The sequence below is a fragment of the Pseudomonas neustonica genome (genome assembly GCF_003797945.1).
Lineage (GTDB): Bacteria > Pseudomonadota > Gammaproteobacteria > Pseudomonadales > Pseudomonadaceae > Halopseudomonas > Halopseudomonas neustonica.
In genome coordinates this window covers 308,401-327,674 of record NZ_RKKU01000001.1, presented here as the reverse complement: position 1 = coordinate 327,674, position 19,274 = coordinate 308,401, and the positions used below count along the sequence as shown (strand labels likewise).

21 protein-coding genes are annotated in these 19,274 nt (G+C 56.1%); 7 read left to right on the top strand and 14 right to left on the bottom strand.

What is annotated here, in order from left to right; genetic code table 11:
* Positions 1-15 precede the first annotated feature (15 nt).
* The gene (locus EF096_RS01510; protein ID WP_123887829.1) at positions 16-795 is read right to left on the bottom strand and encodes an oxygen-binding di-iron domain-containing protein; all 780 of its coding nucleotides are present in this window, start codon (positions 793-795) and stop codon (positions 16-18) included.
* A 182-nt stretch (positions 796-977) separates the two neighbouring features.
* Between EF096_RS01510 and EF096_RS01505 the strand changes: the two genes are divergently transcribed.
* Both EF096_RS01505 and EF096_RS01500 read left to right on the top strand, forming a co-directional pair.
* Positions 978-1,730, top strand: coding sequence for a GNAT family N-acetyltransferase (locus tag EF096_RS01505; protein ID WP_123887828.1), 753 nt, complete (start codon positions 978-980; stop codon positions 1,728-1,730).
* Between the two features lie 2 nt (positions 1,731-1,732).
* Positions 1,733-2,521, top strand: coding sequence for a lysophospholipid acyltransferase family protein (locus EF096_RS01500; protein ID WP_123887827.1), 789 nt, complete (start codon positions 1,733-1,735; stop codon positions 2,519-2,521).
* Here EF096_RS01500 and EF096_RS01495 read toward each other — a convergent pair.
* Entirely contained in the window at positions 2,455-3,090 is a 636-nt protein-coding gene (locus EF096_RS01495; protein WP_123887826.1) for an acyl carrier protein phosphodiesterase, read from the bottom strand. The two genes, EF096_RS01500 and EF096_RS01495, sit on opposite strands and share 67 nt — an antisense overlap.
* Positions 3,090-3,983, bottom strand: coding sequence for an ATPase (locus EF096_RS01490; protein ID WP_123887825.1), 894 nt, complete (start codon positions 3,981-3,983; stop codon positions 3,090-3,092). The genes EF096_RS01495 and EF096_RS01490 overlap by 1 nt, the downstream gene beginning before the upstream one ends.
* A gap of 223 nt (positions 3,984-4,206) precedes the next feature.
* Between EF096_RS01490 and EF096_RS01485 the strand changes: the two genes are divergently transcribed.
* Both EF096_RS01485 and EF096_RS01480 read left to right on the top strand, forming a co-directional pair.
* Positions 4,207-4,563, top strand: coding sequence for a hypothetical protein (locus tag EF096_RS01485; protein ID WP_123887824.1), 357 nt, complete (start codon positions 4,207-4,209; stop codon positions 4,561-4,563).
* A gap of 127 nt (positions 4,564-4,690) precedes the next feature.
* Positions 4,691-5,743: a saccharopine dehydrogenase family protein gene (locus EF096_RS01480; RefSeq protein WP_123887823.1), complete on the top strand. Its 1,053-nt coding sequence runs from the start codon at positions 4,691-4,693 to the stop codon at positions 5,741-5,743.
* On the opposite strand, the gene EF096_RS01475 is transcribed toward EF096_RS01480, so the two are convergent.
* A complete protein-coding gene (locus EF096_RS01475) occupies positions 5,744-6,628 on the bottom strand; it encodes a LysR family transcriptional regulator ArgP (RefSeq protein WP_123887993.1) in 885 nt (294 codons plus the stop codon).
* A gap of 97 nt (positions 6,629-6,725) precedes the next feature.
* On the opposite strand from EF096_RS01475, the gene EF096_RS01470 reads away from it, so the two are divergent.
* The 3 genes from EF096_RS01470 (at position 6,726) to EF096_RS01460 (ending at position 10,479) form a co-directional block, all read left to right on the top strand.
* A complete protein-coding gene (locus tag EF096_RS01470) occupies positions 6,726-7,346 on the top strand; it encodes a LysE/ArgO family amino acid transporter (RefSeq protein WP_123887822.1) in 621 nt (206 codons plus the stop codon).
* A gap of 255 nt (positions 7,347-7,601) precedes the next feature.
* Positions 7,602-8,183: a superoxide dismutase [Fe] gene (gene sodB / locus EF096_RS01465; RefSeq protein ID WP_123887821.1), complete on the top strand. Its 582-nt coding sequence runs from the start codon at positions 7,602-7,604 to the stop codon at positions 8,181-8,183.
* A 226-nt stretch (positions 8,184-8,409) separates the two neighbouring features.
* Entirely contained in the window at positions 8,410-10,479 is a 2,070-nt protein-coding gene (locus EF096_RS01460) for a putative bifunctional diguanylate cyclase/phosphodiesterase (protein ID WP_123887820.1), read from the top strand.
* A gap of 13 nt (positions 10,480-10,492) precedes the next feature.
* Here the strand turns inward: EF096_RS01460 and EF096_RS01455 are convergent, their stop codons facing one another.
* The 10 genes from EF096_RS01455 to fghA all read right to left on the bottom strand — a co-directional run bounded on the left by EF096_RS01455 (position 10,493) and on the right by fghA (position 19,273).
* The gene (locus EF096_RS01455; RefSeq protein WP_235869590.1) at positions 10,493-11,317 is read right to left on the bottom strand and encodes a GIDE domain-containing protein; all 825 of its coding nucleotides are present in this window, start codon (positions 11,315-11,317) and stop codon (positions 10,493-10,495) included.
* Positions 11,318-11,409: 92 nt separating this feature from the next.
* Positions 11,410-11,982 (bottom strand): LemA family protein, encoded by a 573-nt coding sequence (locus EF096_RS01450; protein WP_123887819.1) that lies wholly within the window; start codon positions 11,980-11,982, stop codon positions 11,410-11,412.
* A gap of 212 nt (positions 11,983-12,194) precedes the next feature.
* Positions 12,195-13,196, bottom strand: coding sequence for an RNA polymerase sigma factor RpoS (gene rpoS, locus EF096_RS01445; RefSeq protein WP_305955048.1), 1,002 nt, complete (start codon positions 13,194-13,196; stop codon positions 12,195-12,197).
* A 183-nt stretch (positions 13,197-13,379) separates the two neighbouring features.
* Entirely contained in the window at positions 13,380-14,252 is an 873-nt protein-coding gene (locus EF096_RS01440) for a peptidoglycan DD-metalloendopeptidase family protein (protein ID WP_123887817.1), read from the bottom strand.
* 160 nt (positions 14,253-14,412) lie between these two features.
* The gene (locus EF096_RS01435) at positions 14,413-15,354 is read right to left on the bottom strand and encodes a DUF368 domain-containing protein (protein ID WP_123887816.1); all 942 of its coding nucleotides are present in this window, start codon (positions 15,352-15,354) and stop codon (positions 14,413-14,415) included.
* Positions 15,355-15,379: 25 nt separating this feature from the next.
* Positions 15,380-16,015 carry a protein-L-isoaspartate(D-aspartate) O-methyltransferase gene (locus EF096_RS01430; RefSeq protein WP_177412286.1) on the bottom strand — a complete coding sequence of 212 codons (636 nt, stop codon included), beginning with the start codon at positions 16,013-16,015 and terminating at the stop codon, positions 15,380-15,382.
* A 38-nt stretch (positions 16,016-16,053) separates the two neighbouring features.
* Entirely contained in the window at positions 16,054-16,803 is a 750-nt protein-coding gene (gene surE / locus EF096_RS01425; protein WP_123887814.1) for a 5'/3'-nucleotidase SurE, read from the bottom strand.
* Entirely contained in the window at positions 16,803-17,861 is a 1,059-nt protein-coding gene (truD, locus tag EF096_RS01420) for a tRNA pseudouridine(13) synthase TruD (RefSeq protein ID WP_123887813.1), read from the bottom strand. Before truD ends, surE begins: the two co-directional genes overlap by 1 nt.
* Positions 17,854-18,330, bottom strand: coding sequence for a 2-C-methyl-D-erythritol 2,4-cyclodiphosphate synthase (gene ispF / locus EF096_RS01415; protein WP_123887812.1), 477 nt, complete (start codon positions 18,328-18,330; stop codon positions 17,854-17,856). Before ispF ends, truD begins: the two co-directional genes overlap by 8 nt.
* Positions 18,331-18,418: 88 nt before the next feature.
* Positions 18,419-19,273 (bottom strand): S-formylglutathione hydrolase, encoded by an 855-nt coding sequence (fghA, locus tag EF096_RS01410; protein WP_123887811.1) that lies wholly within the window; start codon positions 19,271-19,273, stop codon positions 18,419-18,421.
* Position 19,274: the final 1 nt, after the last annotated feature.

The following is a 19,274-nucleotide window of genomic DNA, read 5'->3' as shown; positions in this document are numbered from 1 at the left end:
TGTAGCGGACGCCGCTCAAGGAATTCGGTAATCGTCCTGCGTTAGCAGATCTACCCCGCACTCGAGCTGGCTAATCCAGTCCAGAAAAGCATTGATCATTTCAGGGCCGTCAAAGGGACGACCGTGTTGAGGTACCAGCATGGTCGGTGCCAACTGACGAACCATATTAGCCCACAGACGGCATACTTTGTTCCCCGCCATGTAGCGACGGTGAAAGCCCTCCATACTGGATTTGTGAGTAGCAAAGTCGGTCACTGGTTCCGCATCGTCCAACATTGATGCTCCCATATCGCCGGAAAACAGGATGCCGCTGATCGGATCAAAGAACTGCAGGTTACCCACGGAGTGCAGAAAATGCGCTGGCAGTATCTTGATTGAGGACTTACCCAGCGGCACGTCGGCACCGCGATCAGGAATGGCTATCATCCGATCGGTAGTCGACATACCCATCTGCCGATTCAGAAAACCGGCACTCAGGTGCGGCAAGAAACGCGCCCACAGTTTTGAGCAAACCACTTTACAGCGGGTGTGCAAAAACCATTTATCCAGCGACGCAATGATGTCCGGATCCTGGTGTGACGCAAACACATAGGTCAGGTCAGGCAGGGGTATATACCGGCTGACTGCCAATGAAAGCGGCATGTACGTCAGATCTCCACCCGGATCAAGCAGCGCATGCTCGTCGTGATCGATGATCAGAAATTGATTCGACTGCACCCCATCGCCGGTGACCAACTGGTCAAAACACAACACCTTGTGCGGTCCGTTATCGAACAAAACTCTTGCCGTGGCCATACCGAGACTCCCTACAGGTTAAATTCCAGCCCACCTTATAAATCAGCAATGCGGTCAGGCCACTGACCTGCATCAAGATGTACGCAGTCACAGGAACGTAACCAAGGATTCACAATCCTGACACCCCAGCGCCATAGGCTCAGCTTGTACATCAAATAACAGATGCCCGGACGGAGGTGTCCATGTCACAAGCAGCGCTCGCCCTCGAAGAATCCAACAGTCGCCAGTTGCTGGTAGAACTGGCTACCGACGCACGCAGCCTCAGAGCAGCACAGGCTCTCAGATACCAGGTCTTCGCTGAAGAATGTGGCGCGGTCTTGCATACGGCCGAAGCTGGCCTGGATCAGGATCATTATGACCTGCACTGCGAACACTTGATCGTGCGCGACCAGAACACCGGTCGCGTGGTCGCGACCACCCGCATCCTGGATAGCCGCCGCGCCCCAGAGGCAGGCGGTTTCTATAGCGAGAGTGAGTTTCAGCTGGTTGGCCTGACTGACCTGCGTGGCGACATCATGGAGATCGGTCGCACCTGTGTGCACGCTGAGTACCGCAATGGCGCGACTATTTCAGCGCTCTGGTCGGGCTTGGCGCAGCTGATGAATGAGCGCCATTACGCATACCTGATGGGCTGCGCCAGCATCGATATGCGCGACGGCGGCCTGCAAGCGCACGCCATCATGCAGCGGTTGCGTGGGCGCTATCTGAGCCGCGAGTACCTTAATGCGATTCCACGCTTACCCATTCCCGAGCGTGACTTGCCAGCCAACCTGACCGCACAGCTACCACCGCTGCTCAAAGCCTATATGCGCCTAGGTGCGAAGGTCTGCGGTGAGCCCTGCTGGGATCCGGAATTCAACGTTGCCGATGTTTTTATCCTGCTACGCCGTGAGCAGCTTTGCCCACGCTACGCTCGCCATTTCAAGGCAGTCTGAGGATGACGCCGGGTAAAGCGCTGCGTTTGGCTGGCGTCATTGGCTGGATCATCTGTGGCCTGCTGCTCGCAACCTGGGTCGCGCTGCTGCAGCCTTTCAAGCCGGCCTTTCTGGATGGTCAGCGCCAGCGCCTGACACGCTGGTGGCTGCGCAATCTGATCCGTCTATTGCCATTGAGGCTGCACGTGCATGGCTCCCCGGTGAGTGATACCGCGCTCTGGGTCAGCAACCACGTGTCATGGCTGGATATCGTCGTACTCGGTGCGCAAGCCCCGGTGCATTTTCTGTCCAAGGCCGAGGTGCGGCAATGGCCCGTCATCGGCTGGCTGGCAGCAGCTGCCGGGACCTGCTTTATCCAACGCGGGAAGTCGGTGTCGCAATCCTTGCAGGCACAACTGACCCAGATCCTGAACCAGGGCCGTAGTCTGGTCATTTTTGCTGAAGGCACTACCACTGCCGGCGACCGGGTACGTACTTTTCACGGCCGCTTGCTGGGCAGTGCAATAGACGTCAAGGCACCGATACAACCCGTCGCTGTGGCTTACCGGCTCGATGGTGAGGCTGACCGCTCCGCGCCCTTCATCGATGACGATGAGTTTTCACAGCACCTGGTACGCTTACTCGGCTCCAGGACCATAGACGTACATGTGTATTTTCTTGCGCCCATCGCTAGCCAGGACCGCAACCGAAATCAGCTGGCCAGAGAAGCACAATCGGCAGTGAGTCAGGCTCTGGGATTGCCGGACGGCACGGTAAAGTCAACGGCACCCGAGCTCAAAAGCGCCGCCTGATCAGCAGCGAAGGCCTGAACCTGCGGCATAAAACGAAAAAAATCCTGCTCAAAGGCGGCGTAATCTGCCTCCAGCTCCGCAACCGAGCCAGGCATTGCATTATCGCGCCGCAGTCGCTTGGACATATTATCCAGCGCGCGATGCAAGTGCGGTAACTGCGCATAACTGGTGAGCCAGTCGTGCTCACTCATGTGCCGAATAACCGGCCACGCATTTTCCGGGATAATGTCGCGCTGCTGCAGCAGGTGCCGATAGGACTGCTGACTGAACTCCGCCAGCGGTAGCTCGGAAAATTGCTGCCAGTGACGCGCCAGCAAGTGATCATAGAACATGTCCACCATGATGCCGGCAAAGCGGCGGCGCTGAGGGCTAACCCGCGCCTTGCTTTGCAGCACCAACGCATGACTATCCGTGAAGCCATCAATACGCCTATGCAACCAGATGCCGCCGCGCACCCCTTCGGGCAACGCAATCTGCTGCACCGGCCCTTTGACAAAATCGCCAAGCAGGCTGCCCAGGGCCTGCTCCGGCGAGTTTGACCCCATCAATAAGTGGGCAAGGAAGTTCATCAGTTACCCTGTACCTGCGCATGCAGACTAGCCAACTGGTTTTGCAGAGTACTGATGCTACGGTTGGTTTGCAGGCGAAAACTGTCAATCGAATCCAACGCCTGCTCGGTCGCAGCCGCGCGCTGATCAAGCTCGGTGCGCATCACCAGCAGACTTTGCTCAACGTCACCGCCGCCTTCCTGCTGCAATGCCTGTAACGCCTGTTTTTGGCTGGTCAGCTGGGCGGCCTGAGCCGCTAACTGTGATTGCAACTCTTCCAGCCCTGCCAGTTGCCCCTGCAGTTGCGTCAACTGCGCTGCCGCTGTCTTGGCCTGCTCTGCGGCAGCTTGCAGCTGCCTCGATTGCTCGCTCAGGCGCTCAGCAAAATCGGCAGTGCCAGCAGTCAAGCTAGTCAGCTGTGCCTGCTGCGCCTCGACCTCTTTGCTCAACTGCGCGTTCGCTGTCCTGGTGCTGAGCAAACGCTCATCATGCTCGCTCAGCGTCTTCTGCAATGCGGCCACCTGACTTTCCAGCTTGCCGATGCGAGCGCTCCTGGCCTGCTCAGCCTGACCGAGACTGGATTCGGTGGCACTGAACTTGCCGTTAATATCCTGAATACGTCCCGAGGCTTCCTCACTGATGCGCGCGAAGCTGGTTTGCGTCGCGACCAATTGCTGTTTAAGCATGCTTTGCTGCTGATAAGTCCAATAGCCCAGCGCAACAAGTGCTAAAGACAGTGCCGCAGTCAGCGCCCAGAGTGGGCCGTTGCTCGCACCCGACACTTGGGGTGGAGGATCAGCGCGCAAGCTCCCACTGGAACTGCTGCGCTGAGGCGCGACCGATACTGGATCAAAGCCATCATCGCGACTTGCTCGCAGACTAGGTAAATCATCATCCAACTCTTGCTTCTTCATTCGTCCCCAACTCCCAATCTTGCCCAAAAGCTCGCGCCAGAGCGGTGCAAGCCCGCACCACGGAATAGCACATAATGGCCTTTTACCCGCAACCAGCAGGTTTATGACCCTCGCCTGGCGGCATATATCCAGCACTTATGCGAATTGGTACACATTCTGCTTGCACTTAACTCACTTGGCTACCGCACCTTGCGAGACCAGTGATTAATTGGGGGATGGATCCATGATTGCAGACGCACAGTTCAACCGCGCAACACTTGACTGCATGACCACACTGAGACGCCATTTAAAACGCTCACTCGGGGTGACCGTTCACTTGGGCGACCCGGATGCAGTGGAAAGCATGATCGGCTTGAGCCGCGATTGCCCGAATGCCGATATTCGCGACCTGGGTAACCGGCTGGCGGATATGGTTGCCCCCGTTGTGCCCGAACCGGAAGAAAGCATGGTAGCGCAAGGCGCCATTGCCGCGCGGCAATACCATGTTAACGCACAGCGCCAACGTGACATGCCGGCAGAACCGACTCCAGCATCCCCGAGTGGCAGCGTGCGCATCTACCGGGGCCAGGTTATTCGCTGAGGCATGCCATCAGGCTTGTCGATGGCGTGTCTATGTCGCATATCCGAACCTGCGTAACCCACAAGCCGCTGGCGCATACGCACCACAGACATTACTCTGAGCCATCCAGGGTCTGAGGAGTAATTGAATGTCTGAATGGATGATTTACGGTGCCAATGGCTATACCGGCGAACTGTTAGCACGCGAGGCGCTATCTCGCGGCTTGACGCCGGTACTAGCTGGACGCAATCAGCAAGCCGTTAGCGCACTGGCCAGCGAACTTGGATTACAGGCGCGTCACTTCACCTTAGACGATCCAGACGCAGCCAATCAGGGCATGCAGGGGATGAATATAGTCGTCCATTGCGCAGGGCCGTTCTCAGCTACCAGTCAGCCCATGATTGATGCCTGCCTGCACAACCATTGTCACTACCTCGACATTACCGGCGAGATCGACGTGTTTATCGCAGCTCAGAGCCGACATAGCGAAGCAGCCGAGGCCGATGTGGTCATTTGTTCAGGCGTTGGCTTCGACGTCATTCCCACCGACTGTATTGCCGCACGCTTAAAAGAAGCAATGCCAGATGCCGACCGCCTTGCACTGGGGTTCGACTCACGTACTGGCTTTTCCCCCGGCACAGCTAAAACCTCAGTAGAAGGTTTGAAATATGGCGGACGTATCCGCCAGAACGACAAGATAAAAACGGTTCCTCTGGCGTATCAAAGCCGAGATATAGACTTCGGTAACGGGACAAAACACGCCGTCACCATTCCCTGGGGCGATATCGCGACGGCGTGGTTCTCTACCGGCATTGATGACATCGAGGTGTACATCCCCATGGCGCCGAGTGCTGCCACGCGGCTGCGCCGCCTGGATCGTTTACGCCCGTTGCTCGGCCTCCCGCCAGTCCAGGCCTTGCTCAAGTATCTGGTAGGCCGACGTATTCTTGGACCTGGCAGTGATCAACGCTTGAACGCACGGTCTTTCGTCTGGGGCGAGGCACAAAACCGCGTCGGCAAGAAAATCACCGCGCGTATTGAAACCGCCAATGGTTACGACGTGACCGTCGAGGGAGCCCTTTTTGCCGTTGATTTTCTTCAACAAAACGAACCTGCTCCAGGCTATTACACCCCTTCACGACTGCTCGGCGCTGACTGTATCGAGAAACTGGCTGGCTCAGGTGAGATGCAGCTGGATTGATTAGCCCAATAGGGCTGGCACCTTCCGTGCCAGCTCGCTGGTCAACCCTGCCAACAACTGTCCGCCATTGCGCCAGTAGTGCCAATATAACGATACCGACTGCGCCTGCCCCGGCACCAGCTCGGACAACTCTCCACGCCGTAATTCGCCTGCCACTTGCATCGCCGGCACCATACCCCAGCCAACGCCCGCGCTGAGCATACGTACGAACCCCTCGGATGAGGGACACAGATGGTATTCAAACTCACCCGGCAAACCCAACTGCTGCATAAACCGGTGCTGCAGCTGATCATCCGGGCCAAATACCACAGCCGGTAAGCCTGGTAACCGCGCTGGCACCACGCCAGCCGGAAAATGACGATCAATAAATACGCGACTGGCTACGGCCAGGTATGGCATTTGCCCCAGCAGTAAACTACGCGCGCCAGCCACCGGCTGCTCGGTAGCGCAAACGCAGGCAGCGACCTCACCATTACGCATGCGTCGCAAGCCTACGTCCTGATCCTCTACCTGCATATCCAGCAGCACCCGCTCAGCACTGCACCAGCCGCTGACGGCCTCTGCCCACCAGGTGGCCAGACTGTCGGCATTAAGCGCAATGCGCAGCCGACTCATACCTCCTTGCGTATCTATTTCCGGCAGGTCGCTGCGCAAATCGCGCTCCAGCAGCCGCACTTGCTGCACGTGATTGAGTAGCCGTTGGCCTGCCGCGGTCGCTTGAGGCGGCGACACTCTGACCAATACCGGCGAGCCCAGCCGTGACTCCAACAACTTGATCCGCTGCGAGATCGCTGATTGCGACAAACCCAAGCTCAATGCCGCGCGCTCGAAGCCACCCTGCTCTATTACAGCGGTCAATGCCGCCAACAGCTTATAATCCAGCATCATCAATTTCTCTAATATGACATCAGCATTATTGTCTTTTCTGATATCGATAACCACTCCAAAATCACTTCCTTCCACTAATCACAAGGCGCTATCCATGCCCACTCTGTTGCACAGCTACACCAACGGCCTTTTTGTTGCCGCCGGACTCATCATGGCGATAGGTGCACAAAACGCCTTTGTGCTGGCTCAGGGTCTGCGCAGAGAGCATCACATCAGCGCCGCGCTGATCTGCATGAGCTGTGATGCGGTATTGATTCTCGCCGGCACCTTCGGCTTGGCGGCATTACTGCAAAGTCATCCGCTGGCCATGGAGATTACGCGTTGGGCCGGGGTTGGCTTTCTCTCGCTTTATGCCTTACAGGCACTGAAACGTGCGGCCTGGCCAGCGGCAATGCATGCCGGCCAGCAACCCAAGCGATCGCGCCGTGCGGTATTGCTTAGCACCCTGGCAGTCACTCTGCTAAACCCGCACGTTTATCTGGACACCATGGTGTTAATCGGCTCAGTAGGCGCACAGAATCCTCTACCGTTGATCTTTGCCTTGGGCGCCGTCAGTGCATCGATTATCTGGTTCAGCCTGTTATCGCTGGGCTCCGCGAGATTAGCGCCCTTGCTGAGTCGCCCCCTGACCTGGCGCTGCATTGACCTGGCCGTCGCAGCAATGATGCTGGCGGTTGCCTGGTCTTTGGCTAAACCGGCGTTGCAGACACTCTGAAGGGCTATAACCCTATACTTGGTACGTGGATAGCTGCGCTTTCAGGTGCTATCATCGGGGCTTCCCGATCGCAAGACGGGCAGCGCCCTCTGGAGCCTGTATCAGTTCCAGTAGAAAAAAGAGGCGTCGCAGATTGTCCACTCTGCCCACGTGGCAACCGTGGTCAACGAAGTCGAACTGAGGCATACATTTGATGTCGCACAGTTAAGTACTATTCCGTTTCTGGACCCTGATACCTGAAGATGGAGAATAACCATGGCTTTTGAATTACCAGCACTCCCTTACGAGAAAAATGCACTGGAACCACACATTTCTGCAGAAACTCTCGAATACCATTACGGCAAGCATCACAACACCTATGTTGTGAACCTGAACAACATGGTTCCGGGCACCGAGTATGAAGGTAAGAGCCTGGAAGACATCATCAAGACTTCCAGCGGCGGTGTGTTCAACAACGCAGCGCAGATCTGGAACCACACCTTCTACTGGAACTGCCTCAGCCCGAACGGCGGTGGCGAACCTACTGGCGCACTAGCCGAGGCTATCAACAAGTCTTTCGGTTCCTTCGCGGCATTCAAAGAAGAGTTCAGCAAAACCTCCATCGGCACCTTCGGGTCTGGCTGGGGCTGGCTGGTTAAAAAGGCTGACGGTTCACTGGCTCTGGCCAGCACCATCGGTGCCGGCAACCCTATCACCTCAGGCGACACGCCGCTGCTGACCTGTGATGTGTGGGAACATGCCTACTACATTGATTACCGCAATGCCCGTCCCAAGTACGTTGAGGCATTCTGGAATCTGGTTAACTGGGACTTTGTTGCGAAAAACTTCGCAGCCTGAACAAAGTTGCAGTGCAGTAAGTTAGGCCCACAACACCTCGCTCCGGCGAGGTGTTGTGCTTTCAGCAGAGCAAAAAGTGATTTCACTTTGACGTCACCGATCAGTTTGTCGATACTCGACATATCGCTGTTGAAAAAATAACAAATCGTGCGGGTACTGAATGCCTAGCGCAACCTCCCACGATGATCCTACCGCTTAACGCATTCACGATAGGAATAACAAGACTTTGAAGCTAGAGCGCCGACACAGCCTTTCCATAAAGTTGCTTCGCTTGGTGCTACTTTGGGCTTTGGTAGTGGGCGTCGTTCTGAGCATGGGTCAGATTGCCTACGACTTGCGCAAGGAAAGTACGCTGATCGACAGCAATGCCGAGCAGATCCTGGCCATGTCCCAAGATCCGGCTACCCAGGCTGTCTACAGCCTGGATCGCGAAATGGCACTGCAGGTCATTGGTGGCCTGTTCGAACACGAAGCGGTTCGCTACGCCGCTATCGGCCACCCGGACGAGACACAGCTGGCCAGCCGCGAGCGCCCTCTAAGAGACGCAAGTTATCGCACCTTGACCGACTGGCTGTTCGGCATAGAGCAGCAATACAGCATCGAGCTCTATGGCCGCGAGCCCTACAATGAGTACTACGGCGACTTGCAGATCACCCTGGACACGGCGCCTTATGGTAAAGACTTCCTGCAAAGCTCTCTGATAATTTTATTATCGGGCGTGCTGCGTGCCATGGCCATGGCCTTTGCCCTGTATATGCTTTATCACATACTACTGACCAAGCCACTTGCCAGCATTATCGATCATATTGCCGATATCAATCCTGACCATCCAGGCAAGATGCACATCCCCATGCTGCGCGGCCAGGAAAAGAACGAACTGGGACTCTGGATCAGAAAGGCCAACGAACTACTGGAGTCAATCGAGCGCAACAGCAGCCGGCGGCGCGAGGCGGAAGCCAACTTGCTGCATTTATCGCAGCACGATCATCTAACCGGCTTGCCCAATCGCACTCTGCTGCAGGAGCAGCTCACGCGCATTCTTGCTGACGCTGGCCGCAGACAACGCGGTGTAGCAGTACTGTGCTGCGGCCTGGACGACTTCAAGGAAATCAATGAGCAGTTCAGTTACCAATCCGGCGACAGCCTGCTGATCACCGTAGCGGATCGTCTACGCGCCAATAGTGGCCGCTTGGGTAGCCTGGCCCGCCTGGGTGGAGATCAGTTTGCCCTGGTACAAACCGGCGTAGGCGAGCCATACGAGGCCGCCGAGTTGGCACAAACCATTCTCGACGACTTAAGCCGCCCGATTGAGATCGGCGAGCTCACCGTCAGCCTGCGTGCGACAATAGGCATCACCCTGTTCCCCGACGATGGTGATGACGCCGAGAAGCTCTTGCAGAAAGCCGAGCAAACCATGATGCTGGCCAAAGCCCGCTCACGGAACCGCTATCAGTTTTATATTGCCAGCCTCGACAGCGAGATGCGCGTAAGACGCGAACTCGACAAGGAGCTCAGAGGCGCACTGGAGCGTAACGAATTTCACTTGGCCTACCAGCCTCAGGTAAGTTACGCAACCCACGAGGTCGTGGGCGTGGAGGCGCTGCTGCGCTGGCAGCATCCCGAACGCGGCCTGGTGCCGCCAGATCTGTTCATTCCACTGGCAGAACAGAACGGTATCATCATCAATATCGGTGAATGGGTATTGGATCAAGCGTGCAAGCAACTGCGGGTCTGGCACGATCAGGGACTCACCGGACTGCGCATGGCAGTCAACCTGTCGACTGTGCAATTGCACCATAGTGAGCTGTCACGCGTCGTAACCAATCTGATGCAGCGCTACCAACTACCCGCGCATTGCCTGGAGCTGGAAGTAACAGAAACCGGTCTGATGGAAGATATTGCAGCTGCGGCAAGCCATCTTAATAGCCTGAAAAAGATCGGCGTACTGATCGCCATTGACGACTTTGGCACCGGCTACTCTTCGCTCAGTTATCTACGCGGCCTGCCGCTGGATAAGATCAAGATCGATAAAAGCTTCGTGCAGGATGTGCTGCGGGACGAAGATGACGCAACCATTGTACGCGCCATCATTCAGTTGGGCCGCAGCCTGAATATGGAAGTCATCGCTGAGGGCGTAGAGTCCGCAGAGCAAGAGGCTTATGTCATCGCCCAAGGTTGCAACGAGGGCCAGGGTTACTACTACAGCCGACCGCTTTCAGCCGCAGCCTTTGATATCTGGATACGCCAATATCAGACCAGTAAGCTTGATGTGCGCAATAGCTCGAAAATCAGCTAAAAGGTGGCTTCATTTACGCCAGCCATAACCAGCACGCCAGCACAGCACTGACAGCCAAGCCTGACAGCGCCCACCTGCTTTTACCTCTCAATCGACGACTAAGATCATCCTGATGATGATCCGACAAAACAAAAGGCAAACCGCGCCGAGCCGGTTTGCTCAACGCATGCACTACCGGCGCCTGGCCAGCCGCTCTTGCCTGTTTCTCAGCTGATTGGCTCGCGGCGCGGCGCACCCGCTCCCACTCTTCCAGATCAATCTTACCGTCACTATTACGATCAAACCGCGCCAGCAAATTCGGATAGTCGGCTTTCCAGCTACTGATCACCTGGCGCGAAATTGCGTCCAAGTCCACCGCTTCACGTCCACCACCGCGGCTCTCGAACCAGCCAATGGCATAGAGCGGCTCCTCCGCCATAAACCACTCCTCGGTATAGCGGTAGCGCTTGCTGAGCAGCATACCCAGGAGCCCTTTTGCTGCTGACGACTCTGCGGGCCAACGCTGGTTACCCTCCCAACGTCGGCGGTGCTTGGGATAAACATCAGCGCCCACCGGATCGATCCAACAGGTACCTGTTGGGTCGCGCAACAGAAAAGGCCGCTCGGAAACACCCTGCTCTACCGTGCGCCACTGGCTATCTCGATCAGAGCGTCCCCGATACTCCTCAACACGAAAGCGATACCAAAGGCATGGTTTGTTGGATAACGGAGAAAGCAGCGGCTCATGACCGCCGGCATCCAGCATACCGTTGAGCTCTACCAGCCCTTGCGCGGCTGAGCGAATTCGCGAAGTCGGCGTATCCTCTATCCAGCGTGCCCGCTGCAGGCGGCTTAGCATAAGATAAAGGCAACCTAGAGCACAAAGAGTCGCCATCGCGCAAAATAGATAGTAAATCGATGGCGACAGCAGCATCACGCCGTGCACATCAATCATGAAAACAGAGCTCGAATACTGACGTCAGCTTTCTCCTCGGCAGTAAACTGCAGCAAATCAGCTGATTTGAAGTTGAATAGCCGTGCCAGCAATACCTCGGGAAACTGCTCAATACGTACGTTATTGATGTTTACAGCGGCGTTATAGAGCTCACGACGATCAGCAATGCCATTTTCAAGGCCGGTGATGCGTTGTTGCAGATGCTGGAAGGATTCGCTGGCTTTTAGTTCAGGATAATTTTCCGCCAAGGCAAACAGCTGCCCCAAGCCGCTGCGTAACGCCGTCTCGGCTACGCCAACGCCCTTTACATCACTTTGCTGGCGGGCATTGGCAACAGCGCTCCTGGCGGCGATGACGCGCTCCAGCGTTTCACCCTCATACTGCATGTAACGACGGCAGGCCTCGACCAACTTGGGCAATTCATCATGCCGCTGCCGTAATAGCACATCAATGTTGGACCACGCCTGGCTCACCGCGTGCTTCACACTCACCAACTGGTTGTAAAGCATAATGGCGTAGATCAAGGCCACCGCGAGAACAACAAGAATAACCAGAGTTGTCAGTTCCATTGAGTCCAATCCTCTCGAGTTGCACTAGCAAAGCAAAGTCGCCAAGTATTGATTGCGGCGTAGCCGCCGTACCTGGCTACTATAACGGCAGACGCAGCGAAGTGGCATGGCCTTTTCGCCTGCAAAAAAAAAGCATGGGAAATAGCACCAAGCGAGAACCGCTCGATGCACCACCGCCGAGGGCGGTGGGATGACTTTAAACAGCGGCTAGCCTACTGAAACAGCGACTCACTGGACAGGCCATGTTGCTCAAAAATATCGCGCAATCGCTTCAATGCCTCAACCTGAATCTGACGTACACGCTCACGCGTTAACCCAATCTCGCGGCCAACTTCCTCCAGCGTGCTGCTCTCGTGTCCGCGCAGACCAAAGCGGCGTGTTACTACCTCACGCTGTTTTTCGGTTAACTCGGAGAGCCAGCTATCAATACTGGTATTGAGATCATCGTCCTGCAATTGATCACAGGGATCGTTACCGCGATCATCCGTCAACGTATCGAGTAGCGTCTTGTCTGAGTCAGGGCCTAGCGACATATCGACAGAGGCGACGCGCTCGTTCAAACCCAGCATACGCTTGACGTCTGCCACCGGCTTGTCGAGCAACAGCGCTATCTCTTCCGGTGACGGTTCGTGATCAAGCTTCTGGGTCAACTCACGGGCCGCTCGCAAATAGATATTAAGCTCTTTCACCACATGAATCGGCAGGCGGATGGTGCGCGTCTGATTCATGATTGCACGTTCAATCGTTTGTCTGATCCACCAGGTGGCATAAGTCGAGAAACGAAAACCACGCTCCGGATCAAATTTTTCAACCGCCCGAATCAAGCCGAGATTACCTTCCTCGATCAAGTCCAGTAGCGTCAAACCACGATTGACATAACGCCGAGCGATTTTGACCACCAAGCGCAAATTGCTTTCTATCATGCGCTTGCGACCTGCAGGATCGCCCTTCTGCGCCAAACGCGCAAAATAGACTTCTTCTTCGGGGGTCAGTAAGGGGGAAAAACCGATTTCGTTGAGGTAAAGCTGAGTCGCATCCAGCTGCTTGGTAAACTCAAACGCATTTTCACGCTTGTGGTTACGCGGTGTAGCGCGTTTTGCGGTAGTTGAAGGTAGAGGCTTCGCCCTGTCTTTAGCATCAATGTCACCACACTCATCAGGCGTGGGTTGATCCGTTATGGTCTGCCGTGGCTGTTTCTTATTCTTGACTGCCATATACACATGCCCCATTTCCAGTCCAAACGCGGTATGAACACTGTTGCAGCAGCGGCAAAAGCTTGATCAATGAAAAAGTTGACCGAACCGCCCCAACATTCAAACCTGTGCACACATCTGTGTTTGTTCGAGCAGCGTGCACTGGCGGCATGACATTTAGATGTCAGTCCCACCGACGTCACATCAAGATTTAGGTAAATAGGCCAGAGGATCTACCGGTTGGCCCTTACGCCTGATCTCGAAATGCAGCTTCACCCGATCTGTACCACTACTCCCCATCTCGGCGATCGTTTGCCCTACTTTAACCTGATCACCTTCACTTACCAGCAAGCGGCTATTGTGTGCGTACGCGCTCAAATAGGTCTCGTCATGCTTAATGATTATCATCTCGCCATAACCTATGAGGCCACGTCCTGCGTACACTACAGCGCCATCTGCCGCCGCTTTCACAGGCTCACCTAATTGCCCTGCAATATCAATCCCTTTATTCAAACTACCGTTTGATTGAAAGCGTGCCAGCAAGGTACCGCGAGCAGGCCAATTCCAGCCAGCGACACTGGCCGGCACGCTGGGTTGCGGGGCAGCAGGTCGTGCGGGCGTAGCCGCTGGGCGGGTGGTGGTGGTAATTCCTGGTCTGGCTGCGGGGGCTGGTGCTGTGGCCACCTGCGGGCGAGATGCCGACGAATTCTGCGTAGCTGCACGCGGCGAATTAGACGAAGGTCTGGAGATAACAGGACCACGTGAAGCGGTTCTGGTATTCAGGTTGATACGCTGTCCAGGGTAAATAGTGTAAGGCGCGGCCATACGGTTATTGCTAGCGAGGGCCTTCCAGTCCCAACCATAGCGAAAGGCTATTTGATACAGCGTTTCGCCACGTCGCACCGTATGGTAGCCAGATGTTACTGATTCTGCCCGCTGACCACCGCGACCGCGCTCGTCTATGGGAACAGTGCCCGACGGGCCAGCGCAGGCAACCAGCAGCGTAGCCAACAAAGAGATACCAAGCTGTTTTATTTTAACACCCGCCTGTAACCTGTAACGCACATACCACCCCATTTCCAGGCTGGCTCCCGTTCTTTCAATACCAGGCTGTAAAAATACAACCCGCAAAGCCAGTACTGCTTACAAAGCAGCTAAAAGTGACTTACAGCTGGTAAATCTGTTGGTCATCCTTGCCTGGCGCCCGCTTTGAAAACCGCTGATTCGACAATCGTTTTCAGTCGAAGTGCTGGCCTCGGGAAGCTGAGCGATGACCACACCAGTCTAATAGCAATACTAATACCACGGCCACCACCATCAATGCCAATCCAGCCTGCCAGAGCGAAGGCTCACCACTGACGCTCTGATACTGAGCAGGGAGCAAATTGCTCTGCAATAAAGGCACCTGTTCACCGTGACTATTGATACGCCAGCTAAGCGTTTGTTTCCAGGGCCAGACCTTATTGAGTGAACCAATCAACAAGCCGGTAAGAAAGGCCAAAGTGACGTTACGGGCATGGCCAAGCAGCCAGGATAGTAAACGGGAAAAACTGAGAATACCTATCACGCAGCCCAACATAAAGCAGCCCAGCAGAGTAAAATCGAAGCTCTTCACCGCCTGCAATACGCCGCTATACAAGCCCAGCAACAGGAGAATGAAGCTACCGGAAATGCCCGGCAGTATCATCGCGCAAATCGCGATGCTCCCGCCAAAAAATAACGTGAGCGGCGTCACACTCATTGCCAGCGGAGAGGCGACCGTGATCAGGTAGGCGAAGATAACGCCGCCAACAGCAGCCAGGATAGCCCATAGGTTCCAGCGCTGGATCTCACGACCCACCAGATATACCGATACCAGAATCAGGCCAAAGAAAAATGACCACACCAGTAAGTCATGCTCTGCCAGCAGATAACTGATAACGCGTGCCAGGGTGGCGATACTGCAAAGAATGCCCGCCAGCAAGGTAAACAAAAAACCACCGTCAATAGCCTGCCAGGTCTCACGAAAGCGCCCACGTAACAGCCAAAGCAGCTTATCCGGGGTACAGGCTGCAATCGAAGCCAACAAGCGGTCGTAGATACCGGAGATAAAGGCGATGGTGCCACCGGACACACCGGGGACCACGTCTGCCGCACCCATGGCGATGCCACGCAGAAAAATCAGAATGTATTCCCTCAACCTGCACCTTCCTTTAGAGACCAATTCAGGACCGAATAGCGCCCGCTAAAAGAGGCACGAAACGAACCGGCTCAACCTGCTGGTAAATAAACTCTTCTCCGTCGCGCACAACCAGCATAAGGTGCTGCTCCTGCTCACCAACCGGAATCACCATGCGGCCACCGTCAGCAAGTTGCCCGAGGAGTTCGGGTGGAATCTCAGCCGGTGCAGCCGTCACCAGAATCGCGTCGTAGGGTCCGTACTGGGGCCAACCCCAGTTACCGTCAGCGTGACGAAAGACCACATTACGTATATCAATATCCTTGAGCACCGCCTTCGCGCGCTCCTGCAGCGGGTAGATGCGCTCCACACTGAATATACGTTCGACTACCTGCGCCAGGATCGCGGTCTGATAACCCGAGCCGGTGCCCACTTCCATGACCTTGTCGAGCGGCCCGCCACCCAGCAGCAATTCGGTCATTCGCGCGACAATATAGGGCTGTGACAGGGTCTGGTTGTGACCGATAGGCAAGGCTGTATCTTCGTAAGCGCGGTGCGCCAGCGCCTCATCAACGAATAGATGCCGCGGCGTGCGGCGAATAGCTTCCAACACGTGAAGGTTGCGAATACCCTCTTCGAACAGTCGCTCAAGCAAGCGCTCGCGCGTGCGCTGAGAAGTCATGCCAATGCCGTTTTTATAAAGTTCGTCGCGCAGCATGTTCAGCCCAAATCACCCAGCCAGTTTTGCAGACGATCAAAGACTTCATAGTGAGTCTTATCAACGCGCAAAGGTGTAACCGATACATATCCCTGCATCACCGCGTGAAAGTCGGTTCCCTCGCCACCGTCTTCAACGTCACCGGCCACCGAGATCCAGTAACCCTCCTTCCCCCGCGGGTCGGTCCACTTGATCGGGCGAGCGGCGCGCGCACGATGCCCCAACCGGGTCAAGTGGATACCTTTGATTTCGCTCAACGGCAGGTTGGGAATATTCACGCTCAGTACCGTACGCGGCGGCAAGTCCAGCTTGTCGTGAGCCTCAACCATTTGCCGCGCAATAGCCGCTGCTGTGGGCAGGTTGTCCGTCTGGCGACCTACCAGTGAGAAGGCCATGGCCGGTCGCGCTAGAAAACGACCCTCCAGGGCAGCAGCAACGGTACCGGAATAAAGTACGTCATCACCGAGGTTAGCCCCTAGGTTAATACCGGAAACCACCATATCAACGCTGTCTTCATAGAGCGCGTTCAAGCCCAGATGCACGCAGTCGGTCGGCGTACCGTTCAAGCCGATAAAACCATTTTCGTGCAGAAAGGGGCGTAGCGGTCGATCGAGGCTCAGAGCGCTGCTAGCGCCACTACGATCTTCTTCGGGGGCGACTACAACACAGTCGGCATAATCCGACAGTGCACCGTGCAGGGCTTTGATTCCCGGCGCCAGCACACCGTCGTCATTGGCAATCAGAATACGCATCAGTTTTCGCTTTCTATCCCACCGCCAGCCTGGCTGACCAGCTCTACCAGCTCGCGCAATACCGCCGTCGCAAAGCAACCGGTGGGCAAGGTGAATTCAAGTTCGAGACAATCCGAGGATGGATAATGCCACGTAAGACCGGTTATGGGGAGGCGTAAAATACGACGCGCCTGATCCAGTCCGGCCTGTGCCAACCACTCTGCCAGATCTGGGTGCTGCGCCGCTACCGCCTGTTCCATTTCTGCCTGCATATCGCTGCTGGCCAGCTCGCCCGCACCCCACAGCGCCGCAGTAGGATGCAAATCCAGTTGCGCTACCCGCTGATCATCAGCGGCCAACTCAGCGGCCGGAAACTGGCTACGGCTTTGAGTAAACGCCAAACAATCTCCCGCAACCACGACGTTCCAGCTGCCTGCGGCAACCCGCTCGTTGAGCATCTGATTAAATAGATAACTGCGCGCAGTTGAGAGCAGCCGTGAGCGCGTGCCACGGGCCGGTGGATAGGCACTGCGCTGCGCCCAGCTGCGCGCGTCAAACAGATTACCGCCGTCATAGCCAAAACGCTGCGGCCCGAAGTAGTTGGGTACGCCCTGCTCAGCCAGTAACTGTAAGCGCTCGTTCAATAGAGACTGATCCGCCTGCAGTTCAGTCAAACGGATAAGAAAACGGTTGGCGCTATGTGCGCCACGCTGCAACTTGCGTTTATGACGCAGCTGCCGAAGGCAACGTAGATTGTCGTTCCAGAGTGAAGACAAATCCGGGTCGGCCTTGCCTGGCAACTGCAGACTGAACCACTGCTGCGTCACCGCCATCCGGTCCTTGAGGCCCGCATAACTGATATTGCGCAAGGAGACGCCAGTGGCTTTCGCCAGCTTACGCGCGACCTCTTCGGTATTCAGGCCACGCTTTTCCAGCAGCAACCAGAGGTGTTCACCCTCACCCGAGAACTCGATATCCAGCACTTCCGTCACGCGGAAATCTTCCGGAGCGGCCTTCAGCACCGCCGCTCCGCAAAGTTCACCCCAGGCACGTGCGCCCAACAACTCGGCTTCAGTCATGGGCAAGCAACAAGGCAACGGCATGCACAGCAATACCTTCTTCACGGCCGGTAAAACCGAGCTTCTCGGTGGTAGTCGCCTTGACGTTGACCTGATCAAGTGTGACTTGCAGATCGTCAGCAATCAGCTCGCGCATCCTGGCGATGTGCGGCGCCATTTTGGGCGCCTGTGCCACTATGGTCGCGTCAACATTACCCACCTTCCAGCCTTTACCGTGAAGCAGGCCAAGCACATGACGCAGCAGCACTCGGCTGTCGGCACCAGCGTAATTGGCATCGGTATCAGGGAAGTGTTGACCAATATCACCCAACGCCGCCGCACCCAGCAGTGCATCGCTGAGGGCATGCAGCACCACATCCCCATCGGAATGCGCCAGCAAGCCAAACCGATGGGGAATGCTGACGCCACCGAGGGTGACGAAATCGCCCTCGGTAAAGCGGTGAACGTCATAGCCATGACCAATGCGCATGCTGCCACCTTACCCAATGAAATGTGGCAGGGATTCTAACCCCTTGGCATAGCCAGGGACAGACCGACGCAGCGCATAGACACAGTGCTTAACGCAAACCCAGCGCCTCAGCATGATGGCGCAGGTGATCGTCGATGAAGCTGGCGATAAAGAAATAGCTGTGGTCGTAACCCGGTTGACGTCGCAACGTCAACGGATGCCCCGCCGCCTGCGCCGCCGCTTCCAGCGCTTCCGGTTTAAGCTGCTCGACCAGGAAGTTATCTGCTTCGCCCTGATCGACCAGCAGCGGCAGGCGCTCCTGAGCATTGGCGATCAGCTCACAGGCGTCCCACTGTTTCCAGCTTTCACGGTCACTGCCCAGGTAATTACCCAAGGCTTTATGCCCCCAGGGGCAGTCCAGCGGATGGGTAATAGGGGCGAAGGCCGATACCGAGCGATAGCGACCGGGATTGCGCAAGGCGCAGATGAGCGCACCGTGACCGCCCATTGAATGACCACTGATGCTGCGCTGGTCACTGACCGGGAAATGCTCTTCGATCAGCGCTGGCAGCTCCTCCACCACATAGTCGTACATCCGGTAGTGCTCAGCCCAGGGCTGCTCAGTCGCATTAACATAGAAACCGGCACCCAAACCGAAGTCGTAGGCACCTTCAGGATCGTCCGGTACGCCGTCACCACGCGGGCTGCTGTCCGGCATGACCAACACCATACCCAACTCGGCGGCCAAACGCTGTGCGCCCGCCTTCTGGCTGAAGTTTTCATCATTGCAGGTCAAGCCCGATAACCAGTAAAGCACCGGCAAAGGCTTGCCTTGATCCGCCTGCGGCGGCAGATAAATCCCAAACACCATATCGCAGCGCAGTGCCTTGGAATGGTGCTTGTAACGCTTCTGCCAACCGCCAAAACTTTTGTTGGCTGAAACCAGTTCAAGAATCGAATCCATC